Annotated in this window: 13 protein-coding genes; 5 read left to right on the top strand and 8 right to left on the bottom strand. The window is 62.9% G+C overall.

Translation table 11 applies throughout. The features are described 5' to 3' along the window. Positions 1 to 93: 93 nt before the first annotated feature. Genes D2V04_RS02370 through D2V04_RS02380 form a run of 3 tightly spaced genes read right to left on the bottom strand, consistent with a single transcriptional unit; the run spans position 94 to position 3,782 of the window. Entirely contained in the window at positions 94 to 2,274 is a 2,181-nt protein-coding gene (locus D2V04_RS02370) for a protein-disulfide reductase DsbD family protein (protein WP_119511759.1), read from the bottom strand. 3 nt (positions 2,275 to 2,277) lie between these two features. Further along, complete coding sequence (locus D2V04_RS02375; RefSeq protein ID WP_119511760.1) at positions 2,278 to 2,979, bottom strand: DsbA family protein; 702 nt, start codon at positions 2,977 to 2,979, stop codon at positions 2,278 to 2,280. A gap of 2 nt (positions 2,980 to 2,981) precedes the next feature. Beyond that, positions 2,982 to 3,782 carry a TlpA disulfide reductase family protein gene (locus tag D2V04_RS02380; RefSeq protein ID WP_119511761.1) on the bottom strand — a complete coding sequence of 267 codons (801 nt, stop codon included), beginning with the start codon at positions 3,780 to 3,782 and terminating at the stop codon, positions 2,982 to 2,984. 94 nt (positions 3,783 to 3,876) lie between these two features. On the opposite strand from D2V04_RS02380, the gene D2V04_RS02385 reads away from it, so the two are divergent. The 3 genes from D2V04_RS02385 (at position 3,877) to D2V04_RS02395 (ending at position 7,610) form a co-directional block, all read left to right on the top strand. Continuing rightward, complete coding sequence (locus tag D2V04_RS02385; protein ID WP_119511762.1) at positions 3,877 to 4,536, top strand: response regulator; 660 nt, start codon at positions 3,877 to 3,879, stop codon at positions 4,534 to 4,536. A gap of 50 nt (positions 4,537 to 4,586) precedes the next feature. After that, positions 4,587 to 5,900, top strand: coding sequence for a sensor histidine kinase (locus D2V04_RS02390; RefSeq protein WP_182849630.1), 1,314 nt, complete (start codon positions 4,587 to 4,589; stop codon positions 5,898 to 5,900). Between the two features lie 150 nt (positions 5,901 to 6,050). Continuing rightward, positions 6,051 to 7,610: a bifunctional metallophosphatase/5'-nucleotidase gene (locus tag D2V04_RS02395; protein ID WP_182849631.1), complete on the top strand. Its 1,560-nt coding sequence runs from the start codon at positions 6,051 to 6,053 to the stop codon at positions 7,608 to 7,610. Between the two features lie 55 nt (positions 7,611 to 7,665). Here the strand turns inward: D2V04_RS02395 and D2V04_RS02400 are convergent, their stop codons facing one another. After that, on the bottom strand, positions 7,666 to 9,864 hold the full coding sequence (locus D2V04_RS02400) for a heavy metal translocating P-type ATPase (protein ID WP_182849632.1): 2,199 nt from the start codon (positions 9,862 to 9,864) through the stop codon (positions 7,666 to 7,668). Further along, positions 9,815 to 10,639, bottom strand: a complete 825-nt coding sequence (locus D2V04_RS02405) for a c-type cytochrome (protein ID WP_228766209.1) — start codon at positions 10,637 to 10,639, stop codon at positions 9,815 to 9,817. The genes D2V04_RS02400 and D2V04_RS02405 overlap by 50 nt, the downstream gene beginning before the upstream one ends. A gap of 30 nt (positions 10,640 to 10,669) precedes the next feature. Between D2V04_RS02405 and D2V04_RS18085 the strand changes: the two genes are divergently transcribed. Continuing rightward, positions 10,670 to 10,897, top strand: coding sequence for a hypothetical protein (locus tag D2V04_RS18085; RefSeq protein WP_228766210.1), 228 nt, complete (start codon positions 10,670 to 10,672; stop codon positions 10,895 to 10,897). On the opposite strand, the gene D2V04_RS02410 is transcribed toward D2V04_RS18085, so the two are convergent. From D2V04_RS02410 to D2V04_RS02420, 3 genes are read right to left on the bottom strand one after another with little or no spacing between them, the layout of a single operon-like run. Then, the gene (locus D2V04_RS02410) at positions 10,834 to 12,060 is read right to left on the bottom strand and encodes a c-type cytochrome (RefSeq protein WP_119511767.1); all 1,227 of its coding nucleotides are present in this window, start codon (positions 12,058 to 12,060) and stop codon (positions 10,834 to 10,836) included. The genes D2V04_RS18085 and D2V04_RS02410 overlap by 64 nt on opposite strands. Beyond that, positions 12,057 to 12,677, bottom strand: coding sequence for a cbb3-type cytochrome c oxidase subunit II (locus D2V04_RS02415; protein WP_119511768.1), 621 nt, complete (start codon positions 12,675 to 12,677; stop codon positions 12,057 to 12,059). Before D2V04_RS02415 ends, D2V04_RS02410 begins: the two co-directional genes overlap by 4 nt. Then, positions 12,674 to 14,269 carry a cbb3-type cytochrome c oxidase subunit I gene (locus D2V04_RS02420; RefSeq protein ID WP_119511769.1) on the bottom strand — a complete coding sequence of 532 codons (1,596 nt, stop codon included), beginning with the start codon at positions 14,267 to 14,269 and terminating at the stop codon, positions 12,674 to 12,676. The genes D2V04_RS02415 and D2V04_RS02420 overlap by 4 nt, the downstream gene beginning before the upstream one ends. Positions 14,270 to 14,983: 714 nt before the next feature. On the opposite strand from D2V04_RS02420, the gene D2V04_RS02425 reads away from it, so the two are divergent. Then, the gene (locus tag D2V04_RS02425; RefSeq protein WP_196847453.1) at positions 14,984 to 15,790 is read left to right on the top strand and encodes a substrate-binding domain-containing protein; all 807 of its coding nucleotides are present in this window, start codon (positions 14,984 to 14,986) and stop codon (positions 15,788 to 15,790) included. Positions 15,791 to 15,875 lie beyond the last annotated feature (85 nt).

Raw genomic sequence — 15,875 nt, forward strand, 5'->3', positions numbered from 1 at the left:
CCGCCAGCGCATCGACAGGAGTGAGCATCTCTTGCTCTATCGAGATCGTGATCGAGGCTTACGTTCCGCTGCAGCCATCCCGGGCGAGGAGGGTCACGAGGCAGCCTCTCCCACTTCCTCTGCCTTGCCGATGAGAACCTGCGGAGTAAGGACCTGCGGTAGCACCTCGGCAGCCTCGCCGGGCGCATAGAACTGGTAGAAGGGTATCGAGTTGCGACCGTGATCGGCAAGATAAGCCGTGATCTCGGGGTCCTGCCGCGTCCAGTCGCCCGTGAGTGTCACCACGCCGGCTTCGGCAAAGGCCTCCTGCGTCGCCTCGGTATCGATGGCAACGCGTTCGTTGACCTTGCAGACCAGGCACCAGTCGGCGGTAAAATCGACGAAGACAGGAGTGCCTGCCGCCCGCAGTTCCGCCAGCCGGGCGGTGCTGAACGTCTCGTGGAGGTCCCCTTCCGCGATCTCGCCCGAGGCCGTCGCTGCGCTCGGCGCTTCGGGAATACCGACCGTGAGGACGGCTGCCAGCGCCAGCGCCGCTGGCGCGAGCGTCAGCCATCCTGCGGAGCCGCGCCGTTGGCGCAGGCCGTACCACCACAGGGACACGGCAAAGAGCGAGAGAACCAGCAGGCCCAAAGCCATTCCGTTGACGCCGGTCTGGCGACCGAGAAGCCAGGCGAGCGCCAGCGCCGTCGCGAACATCGGCAGCGAGAGCACTTTACGCAGCGTATCCATCCACGCGCCGGGCTTGGGCAGTCGCCGCTGGACCGCAGGAATGAAGGCGACGGCAAGGAACGGCAGCGCCATTCCCAGGCCCAGCATTGCGAATACCGCAAGGGCGAGCGGCGCAGGAAGCACGAGGGCCGCCCCGAGCGCGCCGGCCATGAAAGGCCCGCTGCATGGCATGGCGATGAAGGCAGCCAAAGCTCCGGTCGAAAATGCGCCGAGGAAGCCGCCGGTCTGGCTGCCGCGCGCAGCGAATGCGGGCATCGGCAATTCGAACAGGCCGGCTAGGTTCAAGGCGATAGCGCCGGTCAGGACAAGCAGCACCAGGATAACGCCAGGGGACTGCAGCTGGAAGGACCAGCCTATCTCCATGCCGATGGCGCGCAAGCCGATGAGCAGTGCGCCGAGCAGAAGCGCGGTGGCAATTACGCCGGCCGCATAGCCCGCCCCCTCCACCCGCGCCGCGCGCGGATCGCCCCCGCTCTTGGCGAGCGACAGCGCCTTCAGGCTGAGGATGGGAAAGACGCAGGGCATCAGATTGAGGAGTAATCCGCCAAGGAGCGCACCCACGAGGGCAATGCGCAGGACATCGCCTGAAACGGCCTGCGTTGCCAAAGAGGGCGCGGCGGCGCTTTCCGTGGCTGGCACCGGATCGACCATCGTCGGCAACGGCTCCTGGTCCGCCTGTGACAGCATCTCGTCGTCAGGGATTTCGCCCGATTGCGCTGATGGTTGCGCGTTAGCCGACGAGCTCGCGACCGTGCGCGCGCTTACGAGATAGGATTTCGTGCCGTTTGAGAGAACGCCGCGAAAAGCCGTACCGGGGGCCGTTCCTGCGGCGGGAATGCGCAGGCTGATGCCATCGCCATTGCGGCTGACGGTCTGCTTTGCCGCGGCATCGAACCAGCCTTCCTGCTCGGGGAACAGGCGGTAATTGCCTCTTGATACCGCAGGGGACGAGAACACCCAGTCATTTCCGTCGCGGGTCAGCGTCGCGCCGCTGAGCGGTTTGGGCATAGCCCTTTCCGCCGCAGCGACGATCCGTGCACCGGCGGCATCGGGCGCTCCCGATCCGACCTCCAGATTTGCCGAAAGCGTCGCGCGTTCGGGCACGCACAGCGTGTCGGAACAGACCAGCCAGCTCAGCGCAACTTCAACGGGCAAGGCCGTCCCTGGCGCGAGAGATTGCGGCACTTTCATCGTGGCGAGAAGCGAGAACGGTCCGTCGTGAACATAGCTTGCGATACCCTGCACATCGAGCAGATGGGGAGCCGGATGACGCAAGGGCGAAACGGAGACGCCGGCCGGTACATCCCAGTCCGCCTCGACCGGCAGGCCCGCCGCACCCGGATTGGTCCAATAGCCATGCCAGCCTGCTTCCGGCTTCATCCTGATCGCGAGGGTCACCGATTCCCCGGGCTTGGGCGAGCGGGTTTCGAAGGCGAGCGATGCTTCGATATGGCGTTCCTGGGCGGATGCAGGAGCAAGGGCGATGACGCCGCCCCCGAGGGCCAGCGTCACCAGAAGCGTAAGCAGGCGGCGCAAGACAATCATGGATTATGCCTCCTTGCCTGCCGCATGCTCGGCGTTGAATCGCCTCGCCTCTGCAACCGCGCGCGTAAGGCCGGCATAATCGACCGCACCCGGGATCATATAAGGCCCGACCAGCATGGCAGGGGTACCCTGCAGGCCCATCTGGGCAGCCTGCATGGCCGTCCTGCGCAAGACGCCATCGATGTCGTCCTCACGGGCTTCCATATCGCGTTCCAAACGGGCAAAATCGATGCCGGCGGTGTTGGCCGCAGCCCTGATCTTTTCCGAACTCAGCTTGCCGTCGGTCCGCATGAGCGCGTCGTTGAACTGCCGGTGCTTGTTCTGCCATTGCGACGCGATCGCCATCCGCGCGGCCTCTTCCGATGCAGGGCCGAAGATCGGCCAGTCGCGATAGACGATCCGGACCTTTCCATCTTCCTGCGCCAGGCGTTCGAGTTCCGGGTGAATCTTGCGACAGAAGGGACACTGGTAATCGGAATAGCTGATGATCGTGACATCATAGCCTTCCGGCGCGAGCTTGGGGGCGATCGGGTCATCGGCGATCTCGGCGCGCGCCGCCATGGCTTCGGCGCTCGCCGCTGTGTCCTCATCCGAACCCGCATCGCCTTGCGATGCGGGGTCTCCCTGCACCAACTGGGTGGTCACCAGCGCGGTGCCTCCCGCCGTTGCGAGCAGCAATGCAGCGACCAAGGGCCATCTCGGCATGGTCAGTCTCCTTGAAGTTGTTGAAGCTTATCGGACAGGGCTGCCCGTGAAATTTCACCGACATGGGTGGCGACGATCTCGCCCTCGGCATCGACGAAGATCGTGGTCGGAAGGACACCGTTGCCGGCCACGTCCATGAGACCCATCTGCTTGTCGAGCACCACCGAGCGGGGCGATATCCCGCTCGCGAGCAGGTAATCGGCAACGGCCTGCCGGTTCTCGCCCTGGTTGGCGAGCAGTATGGGGATGTCCGAGTTCGCCGCTTCCTCGGCGAGCATGGGAAGCTCCCGTCGGCAAGGCGGACACCAGGTCGCCCACAGATTGATCGCGAACGGTTTGCCCGCGAGATTTTCAGGCGTGATCTCGGTGCCATCCATTCCGACCAGGACCGGCAAATCGGGAAGGGGCCGGGCTTCGGGTTGAAGCATGGCCGAGGCGGCGAACCAGATTGCGGCGAGGACCGCCAGCACGCCGAGAGCCCTGCGCATCGCGCGCACCGGGCGCATTCGCCAGGCCAGAATTGCAGCGGTCGCGAGCAGTCCGGCCCAGGCTGTGAACCCGCCTTGCCAGAAAGCGAGTACAGTCCACGGATCCACCGCGTAGGCCTCCCAATGAAGCACGACATAAGCGACCCTTGCCGCCACGAGGCCGACGAGGACGGCCATGCCTGTCGCGGGCGCGGCCCTGCCGTTTTCGGCGACCAGGATCCGATCGACCAAGAACAGGAATCCTATCAGCAGGCCGACTGCCAGCAGGCGATCGGCTGCGAATGCGAGAGGTCCAAGGGAAACGGTGCTGCTCATCGCGGGCCATCTCGGGACCGCAGCTTAAGCGAGACTTACGGCGGTTAAGACTGCTATAAGCCGCAGGCGTCATTCGCCGCTATCGGAGGTTCGAATGCGAATTCTGGTAGTTGAAGATGACGAAGTACTACGCGAAGGCCTCGACGCCGGTCTCTCGCTCGAAGGGCATACGGTAGATCTTGTCGAGACCTGCATGGATGCGCGGGAGGCTGCCGCGAGCTATTCGTATGACGCCCTGGTTGTCGATATCGGTCTTCCGGACGGGTCGGGGCTCGATCTCGTTCACGACTTGAGGCTTTCCGGCAACACCACCCCGATACTTGTCCTGACGGCCCGAACGATGGCAGAGGACCGCATCGAAGGCCTCGACCGCGGCGCGGACGATTATCTTGGCAAGCCGTTCGATCTGGGCGAACTCGCCGCACGGCTCCGGGCTCTGGTTCGCCGCGCTAACGGTCGCACCGAGCCAAGCGTCACGATAGGACCGCTCGCGATCACTCTGGCAACCCGCCAGGTGATGCTGAAGGGCCGAGAGATCGAGCTGTCACGCCGCGAATTCGCAGTGCTCGAAGTGCTCGTCCGCCACCCCGGTCACGTGATCTCGCGTTCCCAGATCGAAGAGGCAATCTACGGCTGGCAGGAGGAAGTTGGCTCGAACGCCGTCGAGGTGCACATCCACAAGCTTCGCGGCAAGCTTGGGGCCAATTTCATCGAAACCGTGCGCGGGGTCGGATACAGGGTACGCGAACAATGACATCGCTAAGGATACGTCTTTTCCTTCTTGTGGCAGCGGCCACCGCTATCGTGTGGGCCCTGGCTGCTGCCTGGACCGTGCTGAGCGCGCGCGCCGATGTCGAACGGGTGCTCGACCGAAGATTGCAGGAGGCCGCCATGATGGTGGCCTCGCTCGGCTACGATACGCAGCAGACATCGGATGCGGCGCAAAGCGGTGCCGCCTCCGTCGCGCTGCCGTCCTATGATCGGCAGCTGTCGTGCCAGATCTGGTCCGTTGGCGGGCAATTGCTTGGCGCCTCGCAGGGTGCGCCCGGGGCTGCGATGTCGGACGGCGAGGCGGGATTCAGCGAGCGGATGATCGCTGGCAATGCCTGGCGGGTCTATACGCATGTCTCCCCCGAAAACGGCTTGCGAGTAATGGTCGGAGATACGATTGCGATGCGCAGCCGGCTTATCACCGATCTTATGCGCGGATTGATCGTTCCGGCCACGATCGGCCTGCTCGCGCTCGCCCTGCTGCTCTGGATCGGGATCGGACAGGGCCTTTCGCCGATCCGGCGAATAGCTGCGGAGATCGGTGATCGTAGCCCCGAGGACCAGTCTCCGCTCGTGGTCGACCGCGTGCCCGATGAGCTATCCCCGCTGACTCGGGAAATCGATGAGCTGTTCGCGAGGATAGCGCTCCTGCGGGATGGTGAAAGGCGGTTCCTGGCCAGCGCTGCGCATGAAATGCAGACCCCGCTGGCCGGTCTCAAGACGCATGCGGAAATTGCTCTGCGTACCGAGGACGAGAATGCGCGCCGCAAATCGCTGGAGCGCATCAGGCAATCCGTCGACCGCACCACACGCCTGGTTCGTCAGTTGCTGGATCTTGCAAAGGAGCGGTCTGCCAGAGTGCCGGCCACTGAAGCCTCCGCATCGCTCGGTGACGCCTTCGACGAGGTCATCGAGGAGCTGGAGCATCTGGTTGCCGAGCGTAACGCCAGCGTCCAGATAAGCCAGGCGGCCCGGGATTTCGTGGCACCCTTGCCGCGTAATTCACTGGTCATTGCCCTGCGCAATCTGATCGAGAACGCCCTCCTTCACGGTCCAGCGAACAGCGAGGTGCGGGTAGATTCGGATGGTACAGGGTTTTGCGTGCGAGACGCAGGGCCCGGCCTATCGGACAGCGCGAGCCGGGCGATGCTCGAGCCTTTCACGAGGGACCCGGGTTCGAAGGCTCCGGGAAGCGGACTTGGTCTTTCCATCGTCAGTTCTGCGCTCGCGCCCGCCATGCGTCTGCATTTCGAGCGCATCGCCAGCGGATACCGGGTGTGCGTCCTGCCGGCAGAAACACAAGCGCCGTCGGAAGAGGTCGCGATCGACGCCAGCGAGTTCGCTTGAGGGTCCATCCACGATGCGCGAGAGGGCCTCGAACCGCCGTCTCGCCGCACCCTCCGTAAGGATGCCTTAAGGCAGGTTTTGTCTGCACGCGCGCACGAAATCTAAAGAAGGTATTTGCCAATGAACATTCTGCGCACATGCGTAATAGCCATGGCTGCGGCCACTCCCGCGATCGCGGAGGACGACAGGACGTCGCGTCACTCATCGCCGACGACGATTACCATTCTGCACACGAACGACATCCACGGTCGCCATGCTCCGTTCGAGGCCGCCCCGGGGGACGCTACCTCGCAAACAGGCGATCCCGGGCGCAGTCCCGCGCAGTTCGACCAGGCAGGTATGGTTGGCGGATTCCAGTATCTGGCGGGGAAAGTGGGTGAGATTCGCAAGCGCGAGGGTGAGGACAAGGTTCTCCTTCTCGATGCCGGCGATACATTCAGCGACGATTATGTCGGCAATCAGACACGCGGAGAGGCGATCATATCGCTGATGAACGCGCTGGGTTACGACATGATGGCGCTGGGCAACCACGATTTCGACTACGGAGTCGAGCGCACAAGGGAACTGCAGGATTTTGCGGACTTCCCGATCAGGGGCGCCAACGTTACCGAAAACGGCGAACCTGTGTTCGGCCAACCCTGGAAAGTTTTCACTGTCAACGGGGTCAGGATAGCGATCCTGGCCCTCACCTATCATTCGACCGACAAGACGGCGAGCGCGCAGAGCATTGCCGGACTGACCTATTCGAGCGGCATCGAGGCGACACGCCGCTATCTGCCTGAAATGCAGCGATCGGCGGATATCGTGATGCTGCTGTCACACCAGGGCACGGCAACCGACCGCAAGCTTGCGCGTGAGCTCGATGGCGTGGACATCATCGTCGGCGGGCACTCGCACGATATTTTTCGCCAGCCCGAACTCGTTGACGGAACATGGATTGTCCAGGCCATGGCCGACGCGGCAGTCCTCGGCGAACTGCGCCTGGAAGTCGGCGCGGACAAGAAGCTTCGAAAGGTGACCGGCGCAGCACACCAATTGTGGAACTACCAGATCGAGCCTGATGCAGGTATCGCCGAACTCATATCCCGGATCGACGAGCCCTTTGCCGAGGCCATGAATGAAGTGCTGGCTTATTCGGCCGACCGAATTCCCCGCGATTACCGCTCGGAAAGTCCATTCGACAAGATGGTCGGCGAATACATGATCGAGGAAACCGGTGCCGATGTGGCCCTGATGCCGGGCGTTGGATACGGCATTTCGATCTACCCCGGCAACGTGACGCGCGACCGTCTTTACACGCTCCTGCCCCACCCTGCGAAACTGGTGACTTTCGAAATGAAAGGCAGCGATCTTCTTGCTGTCCTGGAACAAAGCGCGACAAACCAGAATCCGGGAGATCCCATGAAGGTGGTCGGCGGGCTGGTGCAAGCGGCCAACATCGGCTGGACAGTGGATCTTAACCGGCCTCTGGGCGAGCGCGTAAGCGAGGTGACGGTCGGCAACACACCTATCGACCGTGAGCGCTGGTACAGGGTCGCGACCAATTCCGGGATGGCGAACGGACTTCACCGCTACGATTTCTCCGGCATTCGCGGCAAAGAGGTCCACGAGCGCAGCGTCACACAGCTTGTCGAAGACGTCATGAAGCGCAAGCGCGTAATTTCCCGTCCGGCGAGCGGATCGACCCGCCTGGTCAAGGTCTACGAGTAAGGCAGACAATGCGAGGCTCGGCGTGCCGTACCGACGCGCCGGGCCATTGCTTGAATCAAGCGTCAGATGTGAGATGTTCGTGACGTATCGGTGCTCCAAGAGGCCGCGCTTTTCCAACGCGCAGGGAATTGGCGATCGCGAGCAAGGAACTTGCAGTCATTGTGAGCGCCGCCAGCAGGGGGCTCATCGTGCCCATAACGGCAAGCGGGATCACAATCGCGTTGTAGCCCAGCGCCAATGCGGCATTGCGCCGGCCCGTAGACCGATATTGGCGTGCAATGACCATGGCCTCACGTACTCGTTCTAGCCCCCCTTCAAGGATTGCCACCGAGGCACTGGCGGTCGCGGCGGCGTGAGCGCGCTGTACCGAAATCGAGCAGTCCGACGCCGCCATGGCCGGCGCATCGTTGACCCCGTCGCCCACGAAGACAACCGGACGGGCCAGCGCGCGTACCAGATCCGCCTTCTCCAGCGGAGAGAGGCTTGCGGCAATCTCCTCCGGTTCCAATCCTACCGCCCGTCCAACGTTGAGCGCCGATGGCAAGGCGTCTCCAGTCGCCATTTGCAAACGGGCACCATGGCGACGCAGATGACCGATCAGCGGCGCGACGCCAGGATCGACCTGGTCGTCGAGGTATATCTGGCCGACGGCAACGCCCTCAAGCCTGACCTCGAGCGTTGCTGCGCGCGTCTGGCAGTCACCGTCCGGAGCGATGCCGGCCACCTCGACGGATTTCCCATCCAAGTCCGTCCCGATGGCCTTGCGCGCAAGGCGCAAGCCCCCTGGACCGTTTGCACCTGCTGCGGCGACAATGGCGCGCGCGATCGGGTGATCGATGCCGGTTTCGGCGCGCGCTGCAAGCGAGAGCAACTCCCGTGTCGACAAATGCGAGAGACTGACGATCCGCGTCACTTGAAGCGTTCCGGACGTCAGCGTCCCGGTCTTGTCGAAGACGACTGTTCCTGGCCGGGCCAGCGCGTCGAGAGAGGAAGGATTGGCAATACGCAGACCGCATTTGCGCCCCGCGCCTACCACGGCCAGCGACGCAAGCGGGCGTGCGATGGCGAGCGCGCAGGGGCAGATTACGATGAGCGTGGTCAGCGCCCGTGCAAGGGCGCCCTCGATGCCGACGCCTTGAAGCAGGCCGAGTCCCAGGGCAAGCGCCGCCAGTAAGGGCGTTGCGCGCGCGAGCACGGCCAGCACGCTGTCGTCAATCGAGGTCTGCTCTCCCTTTGCGGCCAACTCGAGAGCAACCCGCCCGCCCATGCGGTCGATCAACCGATCATCGAAGGGGCGTGCAACTTCAAGGACGAGCTGGCGATCGAGATTGAGGCAACCGGCCTCGACCAAATCGCCTTCCCCGACGCGCAGAGGTGCGGATTCCCCGGTCAGATACGCGGTATTCAGGCGGCTGCGGCCCGCAACAATTCGTCCATCGATAGTTACTTGCGCGCCTGCAGGCACCCGCACCCTGTCTCCCAGGCCCAGCTCTGAAATCGAGACCGCGGGACCGCCGGATGCGGGCCAGGCCGTTTCCGGTGCTGCAGCTTCCAGTTCGATAAGCGCCGCGATCGAGCCTGCCCGCACGCGGGTCTCGATCCACTGTCCGGTCAGGCGCAGGACGATAAGCATCGCCGCTGCGTCGAAATACACACTGGAGCTGCCGCGCATGAGCTGCAAGCCGGAAATCAGGATCGCGCCGAGGACCCCTCCGGAGATCAAGGTATCGATAGTGTAGCTGCGCAAGCCGAGCGAGCGCCAGCCCATCGTGAGGATCGCGCGGCCGGCGACAATCACCGGAACCAGACAGGCACCTGACGCCAGAGCGAGCCACCAGGCGGCCGAGGGAGGGACGCCGCTGCCGAAGTAAAGCACGAATGCAGCCCCCATCGACCACATCGCAAAAAATACGCCGATGGCCAGTCTGTAGGTCAGAACCTCGGTGGCTGCACTGAGCCGGGCCAGCACCACCGGCAAATGAAAGCGCTCGACCATGCGGTAGCCGGCCGAAGCGATGCAGGCCTCGATCTCGCGAAGCGAGCAGAGGCGAGGATTCCAGTGCACAAAGGCCGAAGCCGTCAGGTAGTGAACCCCGGCGTCGAGAACACCTTCGAGCTTGCGCAGGCGGTGTTCGAGACCCCGCGCGCATCCCCCGCAAAACAGTCCGTCGACGGCCAGAAGCTGCCGCGAACCTTTTCCGGTTTCAGCGTCCCGTGCCGGTCCCCAGCAATCTGCCTTCGACGATCTTTCCATAGTAGGTGTCCTGACCGTGGTTCGCCGCCGCATTGTCCGCCACGCTGCCCGTCTGTCGCGGATCTCTGGGTCGCTCTTGGCTATCGATGAAGGCTGCGGCATCCCAAGCTTCCTGGTCCGTCAGCGTGCCGCCCTGCCCCATCGGCATATTGGCTTTGATAAAGGATGCAGCGGTATTGACCCGCGCCATGCCCGCGCCCCAGTTGTAACTGTTCGGCCCCCAGAGAGGGGGGAACACCAGCTTGCCGTTCAGATCACGCTGCCCTTGCCCGTTACTGCCATGGCAGGCCGCACAATTCTGCTCGTAAACCTGTGCGCCGCGCTGCGGATCATAGCCAAGCGCGGTTTTTTCGAGTTCCGGATAGCCTTGGCCGGGGAGGCTTTCACCCACCGGCGCCCCGCTCGCGAGCCAGTGAAAATACATCTGGAGATCCTTGTAAATCGGATGGCCGGCGGGTGGAGGGCCGCCCGAGGGCGAATCCTGACCGTTCATGGAGTAGGTGAAGCAGCCCCGCAGCCGGTCCTCCATCGTGTTGATCTGTTTGTTCTTCGAGCGGTATTTCGGATATATGACGTAGGCGGCCCACATCGGCGCCGAATTGGGTTCACGGCCCTTGTCGAGATGACAGCTGGCGCAGGACAATTCATTACCCACGAAGTCGGCGGCATTGGTCTTGGTGTTTACGAACAGCGCCATACCCCGGCGGATTGCATCGCCATCGGGCCCGTCGGGAATGGACGTTTCGGCGGGAGGGCTGAAATAGGCGGCAGCCATGTCGCTTTCGCGCTCCGAGCTGTTCGTGGGGTGACTGCCATCGTCGCCGAGAATGCCGAGATCGAAGGCAATCGAGCCAAGAACAAAGAGGCCAGCACCGCCCGCAAGGGCGAGAATGGCGCGCTTGGCTCCGTCACCTGCCTTGCGCTGCTGCGGACTATCGCCGCCCTCGACGATCCGGCGCTCATTCTGTTTCATCTCTTCACCTCGTCGGCTGTGGTGGCAGGAGCGGGCACGGGTGGCAGTGTTGCGAGATAGTCGGCTACCGCCGCGCGATCGCGATCGTTCAAAGCGTTCGCGATCACATTCATCATCTTCTGGCGAGAATTGTCGCGCTCGCCCGATACCCATGCCGCAAGCTGCGAAGCGGTGTAAGACGGATGCTGCGCCGCTAGACCGGGAAAGCCCGGAGTGACACCGAAAGCCGATGGACCGTGGCACGATGTACAGGAGGGAACTCCGATCGACCAGTCACCTGAGAGGACGAGCTCGCGCCCCCGTTCGAGGTTACCGCCAAGAGAAGGTCGAGCGGTCGACGCCGCGCGCATCGAAGCGTAGTATCGACCGAGTCCCTCACGCTCAGTCTCAGAAAGCGAGCGGGCGACAAGCTCCATATTCTCATTGCGGCGTCGCCCCTCGGTGTAATCGAGCAGCTGCTTGGCAATATAGTCAGCGGGAAGTCCCGCGAGGCGCGGAACGGTATCGGCACCCTGCCCCCGGTCCCCATGGCACGACGAGCAGGACCAGACCTCGCCGCGGCCTTGATTCACCAGTTCGAGAATGCCGGACGATATGCCCATGCCGCCTGCCAGGGGTTTCACTTCCGGCTGCGGGGAAAGCGAGGAATCGAACCTCGCGGCGATCTCTTGGCCTCCTGCAAACGGACCGGCATCGGCAATCTCGCGCCTGAGAGCCGCTACCCTTTCACCGGAGATTGCCTGTTTCCGACCCGCGAAGCGCGCCTGCAAATAGGTTGCGAGCCGGGCGATTTCCGCGTTGTCGAGCGCAGAGGCAAAGCTCGGCATATGACCGTCAAAGGTTTCATCGCCCACTCTGATTGGTCCGTCGATGCCGCGCAGAAGTATGCTGGCGGCGATTTCCGGTCCCCCGGCGAGGAAAGGCGATTTGTCCAGCGGCGGAATGGCAAACTCGACGCCCTCGCCGCCAGGCTGGTGGCACGTCGTGCAATTGGCTTCGAACAGCTTGGCACCGGTCAGGCCGAGACCCTGTTCGCTTTGCGGCGAGAGCACCGTTTCGTCAGCCCGCCCGACAGCGACCGCATAGGAACTCTGATAAAGCAGAACTCCGCCCCAGAGTGCCAGCGCGACCGCGAACATGATGACGCCGATCGGTATCTGGCGCATCTCCTCGTAGGGTTCGAAGTTCTCGCCCGGACGCGAAGGTTCCTCGGGGCGCGTCACTCGCGAGGCTCCCGGCTTTCATACCCGTAGTCGCGAACCGAATCCTCACCCGCGGGCATCGTGCGGTCGAGCGCCAGCAGGTAGGCCACGAGATCCTCGGCATCCTGCGTGGCTACAACGACACCCTGGTCGGGCGCATCATCCTTCGGGAGCGCGACGACGACATCCCCCGGTTCTGCCTCCGGTTTCACCTCGAACAGGTAGGGATAGGCGGGCATGATGCTCCAGTCGAAGATGGCGCGCGGTTGATAGAGATGCGTGAGGTGCCAGTCCCTGCTCGGAAGGCGAGCGCCGACGTTCAGCAGGTCGGGTCCGGTGCGCATGGTGCCAAGCTGGTGGGGACGATCGTAGACATAATCGGAGGCGACCGCGGCCCGCCCCCAGCCGCGCTGGGCATCGGGTGCCTGCTCGGGGCCACGCGGCTGCTGGCTGTGGCAATACACGCACCCCTGCTCGACATAGACCTCGCGACCGCGCAGCTCCTGCTGCGTATAGGGTTGCAGGCCCGGCGTTCCTTCGAGCGGCCTGATCTGCGCGGCTGGCGCAATGACCAGAAGCACGGTCGCGAAGGCCAGAATACCGAGAGCAACGGCGGCCAGAGGAACAATGCGGTTCATGATTCTACGGCCGGTTCAGGATGGTACCCGGTTTGCGGAACCCAGGCGGGACCGCGAGCCAGCAGGGCAAGGACATGAATACCGAGAAGAAGGTGACCGGCGGTCATCAGCGCCCCGCCGACCGAGCGCCATTCGAGATAGACAAGCGTGACGCGTACGCTGTCGGCGAACGGACGGGTGGCATCGAGCATGGCGAAGCCCTGCAGCAATCCGCCCGCCGTGAGCGAAACAAAATAGATCGTGAAGCCGACCACGACGAGCCAGAAATGCCAGGCGATGGCGCGCGGCCATGGCCAGGCGCGCCCGGTGGTGCGCGGCAACATGTAGTAGATAGCGCCGAACATGATCAGCGACACGAAACCATAGGCTCCCAAGTGCGCATGACCCACGGTATAATGCGTAAAGTGCGTAACCGAGTTCACGCTGCGCAAGGCTTCGATCGAGCCCTGAAACGAGGCGAGCGTATACATCAGCGCGCCGAAGGCGATGAACCGCAAGGGCAGCGATTCCTTTACCGCCCACAGATTGCGGGCGACCAGGACGTGCTGGTTGATGGCCACGGCAATAACCGGGATGAACATCATGACCGAATGCACGATCGACAGCGTGACGACCCACGTCGGAACCGGTCCGCCGATAAGATGATGCATGCCCACCTGGCTGTAGAACAGAGCGAGCCCCCAAAACCCCAGCAGGGACAGACTATAGGAATAGATCGGTTTGCCGATGATCTTGGGGATGAAGTAATAGGCAGCCCCGACCCCCAGGGGCGTCAGCCACAGGCCCAGGACATTATGGGCGAACCACCAGTTTACGGTTGCCTCCTGCGCGCCGGAATGGATGTAGGGTATATTGGCGATGGCGAACAGGATCGGAAACCAGCAGAGCGCGGCGAGGTAATACCAGCCCGTGACATAGATATGATCGACGTCGCGCCGGGCCGCCGTCGCCAGGAGCGGGACGACGAAGAAGGCCCCCGCTACGGCGAGCAGGATGTCGATCTGCCAGGGTATCTCCAGCCACTCCTCACCGTCGGTCCAGCCATTGGCGATCGCAACAGCGCCTGAAGCCACACCGATATTCCAGAGTATCGCGCCGACAACGGGAAGGCGCGCGAAGCGCAGTGGAGTGTGGAAAATCCTCGGTGCCACCCACATCGCAACCGCGATGCCGGTCATCGAAAGCCAGCCATAAGCGACAAGATTGAGATGTACGGTGCGTGCCCGGCCGAAGGTGAAAAACGCCTGCTCCGTCAAAAGATCCGGCAGATGAAGCTTGAGAGAGGCCAGCAGCCCGAAGGCCGATCCGATCACCAGCCAGAAGACCCCGCTCCCGACGAGCAGCAGGACGGCGGGGCGGGAAACAACGTCGAGACCGGCCCTGCGCACATCGTACTGGTTACGGTCGATTTCGGGGGCATGCTTCGGCGTGTCGACGTCAGGCGTCCCGGCCTCGCCTTCAGCGAAGATCGTGTACGCGTCTTCCTGCTCGACCTTCAGCTGATGATTGCTGATCGCCCAGATAAGTCCCGCGAGCGCAAGCAGTGACACGGCAAAGCTGAGCGCCAATAGAAGCCCGACAGTCAGCGGCATGCGAGCCTCGCTGCCAAAAATATCGAATTATTTGCCCGGGAAAAACTTGCGATCGGGCGAGCGCTAGTTGGATGCGGCACGGTTCAATCCATAATCCGGGAAAAAGAGGGCGTCCCCCAGCCTCGCGCTGTTGCTGGACACACCCGCCGAACCGATCTGGATTTCGAGGGCCCTCGCCATCCAGCGCCAATCTCGATCATTCTCGCCTCTCTCCCGCACACGCAGTCCGGAGTGTACTCCTCCGGTGAACTGGCGCGCATGTTCCGCGAACCTTAAGGCAGTCTTAAGAGAAAGGCGCGCGCCTCCGCCGCTGTGTTACCGCTCCCAATCTCCCTCGTGACGAAAGTACCTCGTACACAGTCCAAACGGAGTCATTGGTGGTGGGCGTATACTTTTCCAGCCACCTAAGCTTGCCTTAAGATTGGCAGGCGAGCCTGCTTAAATTGTGTGGTTCCGGCTTCGACCGCCAGCAAGGTGGGTCGCTGATTTGTTTTTTGAAAGGTCGACTATTTCCAGAACTCGCAATCTCGATCGCTCCACCCATCCTCTCCCCCCGAACGGGGCGTTCGGTCGGGCTCCCTGCCAAGACAGTCTCTTGGCAGGGAGCTCTTTTTTGTTCGGGAACTGGGGGGAATTCTACCGTTAGAGGATCAAGCCGCGCGGGCGTCCACCTGCGCATTCCGATCGACGATGCAAGCACGGGGTACAGGATCGATGAGCGAGAAGAATATCGAGATATTGACCCGGCGTACCCTCCTCGCACTTTGCGGTGCGGTTGGCATGATCACCTTCACGGGTGCATGTACGACGCTAGCTGCCGAGCCGACCGCGGATTCGATACATGTTTATGGCCCCGGTGGACCTGCCCCGGCCATGAAAGCCGCGGCGGAACTCTTCGAGCAGCGCACCGGTACCCGCGTCACGATCATGTCCGGCCCCCTGCCGAAATGGAAGGATGCGGCGCGGCTCAATGCAGACCTCATTTTCTCGGGCAGCGAGAACATGATGACCGAGTTGTCGACCGTGTTCGAAGGACAGATCGACACATCGACGGTCGAGCCGCTCTACATCAGGCCTTCGACTATCCTGGTCAGGCCGGGCAATCCCAAGGCCATCACCGGCATTCGCGGTCTTGCCTCGGGCGGCAGGCGCGTGATGGTTGTTGCCGGAGCTGGCCAGATCGGAATGTGGGAAGATGTCGCGGCGCGTAGCGGCGAGCGCGAATTGCTCGCCGGTTTCCGTGCCAATATCGTGGCTTTCGCCGACAACAGCGGTGCGGCGCTCGAGCGCTGGAAGAGCGATCCGACCATCGATGCTTGGCTAATCTGGAATCATTGGCAAATCGCCAATCCGGAGATCGCGGACCAGGTCCCGGTTGAATCCGATCTGACCATCTGGCGGCCGATGGATATTGCATTTACCTATAAGGGCAAGGGAGATGCGGATACGCGCGCGTTCGCCCGATTCCTGACATCAAGCGAAGCGAGGGCGATCTTTGAATCGCAAGGCTGGAAGCGATAGGCCGCTCTCCGGTAGGATTCGCGGATACCGGGCACATGAAAGGGGATGGCTTCGTGGTTCCATGACAACCGTCCAGCCGCAGGGG

This window comes from Pelagerythrobacter aerophilus, from assembly GCF_003581645.1.
GTDB lineage: Bacteria > Pseudomonadota > Alphaproteobacteria > Sphingomonadales > Sphingomonadaceae > Pelagerythrobacter > Pelagerythrobacter aerophilus.

Coding starts and splice junctions, on each gene's coding strand:
- D2V04_RS02395 (WP_182849631.1), top strand. CDS start 6,051: ATGGCTGCGGCCACTCCCGCGATCGCGGAGGACGACAGGACGTCGCGT.
- D2V04_RS02370 (WP_119511759.1), bottom strand. CDS start 2,274: ATGATTGTCTTGCGCCGCCTGCTTACGCTTCTGGTGACGCTGGCCCTC.
- D2V04_RS02400 (WP_182849632.1), bottom strand. CDS start 9,864: ATGGAAAGATCGTCGAAGGCAGATTGCTGGGGACCGGCACGGGACGCT.
- D2V04_RS02415 (WP_119511768.1), bottom strand. CDS start 12,677: ATGAACCGCATTGTTCCTCTGGCCGCCGTTGCTCTCGGTATTCTGGCC.
- D2V04_RS02385 (WP_119511762.1), top strand. CDS start 3,877: ATGCGAATTCTGGTAGTTGAAGATGACGAAGTACTACGCGAAGGCCTC.
- D2V04_RS02420 (WP_119511769.1), bottom strand. CDS start 14,269: ATGCCGCTGACTGTCGGGCTTCTATTGGCGCTCAGCTTTGCCGTGTCA.
- D2V04_RS02425 (WP_196847453.1), top strand. CDS start 14,984: ATGAGCGAGAAGAATATCGAGATATTGACCCGGCGTACCCTCCTCGCA.
- D2V04_RS02375 (WP_119511760.1), bottom strand. CDS start 2,979: ATGCCGAGATGGCCCTTGGTCGCTGCATTGCTGCTCGCAACGGCGGGA.
- D2V04_RS02380 (WP_119511761.1), bottom strand. CDS start 3,782: ATGAGCAGCACCGTTTCCCTTGGACCTCTCGCATTCGCAGCCGATCGC.
- D2V04_RS02405 (WP_228766209.1), bottom strand. CDS start 10,639: ATGGCTGCCGCCTATTTCAGCCCTCCCGCCGAAACGTCCATTCCCGAC.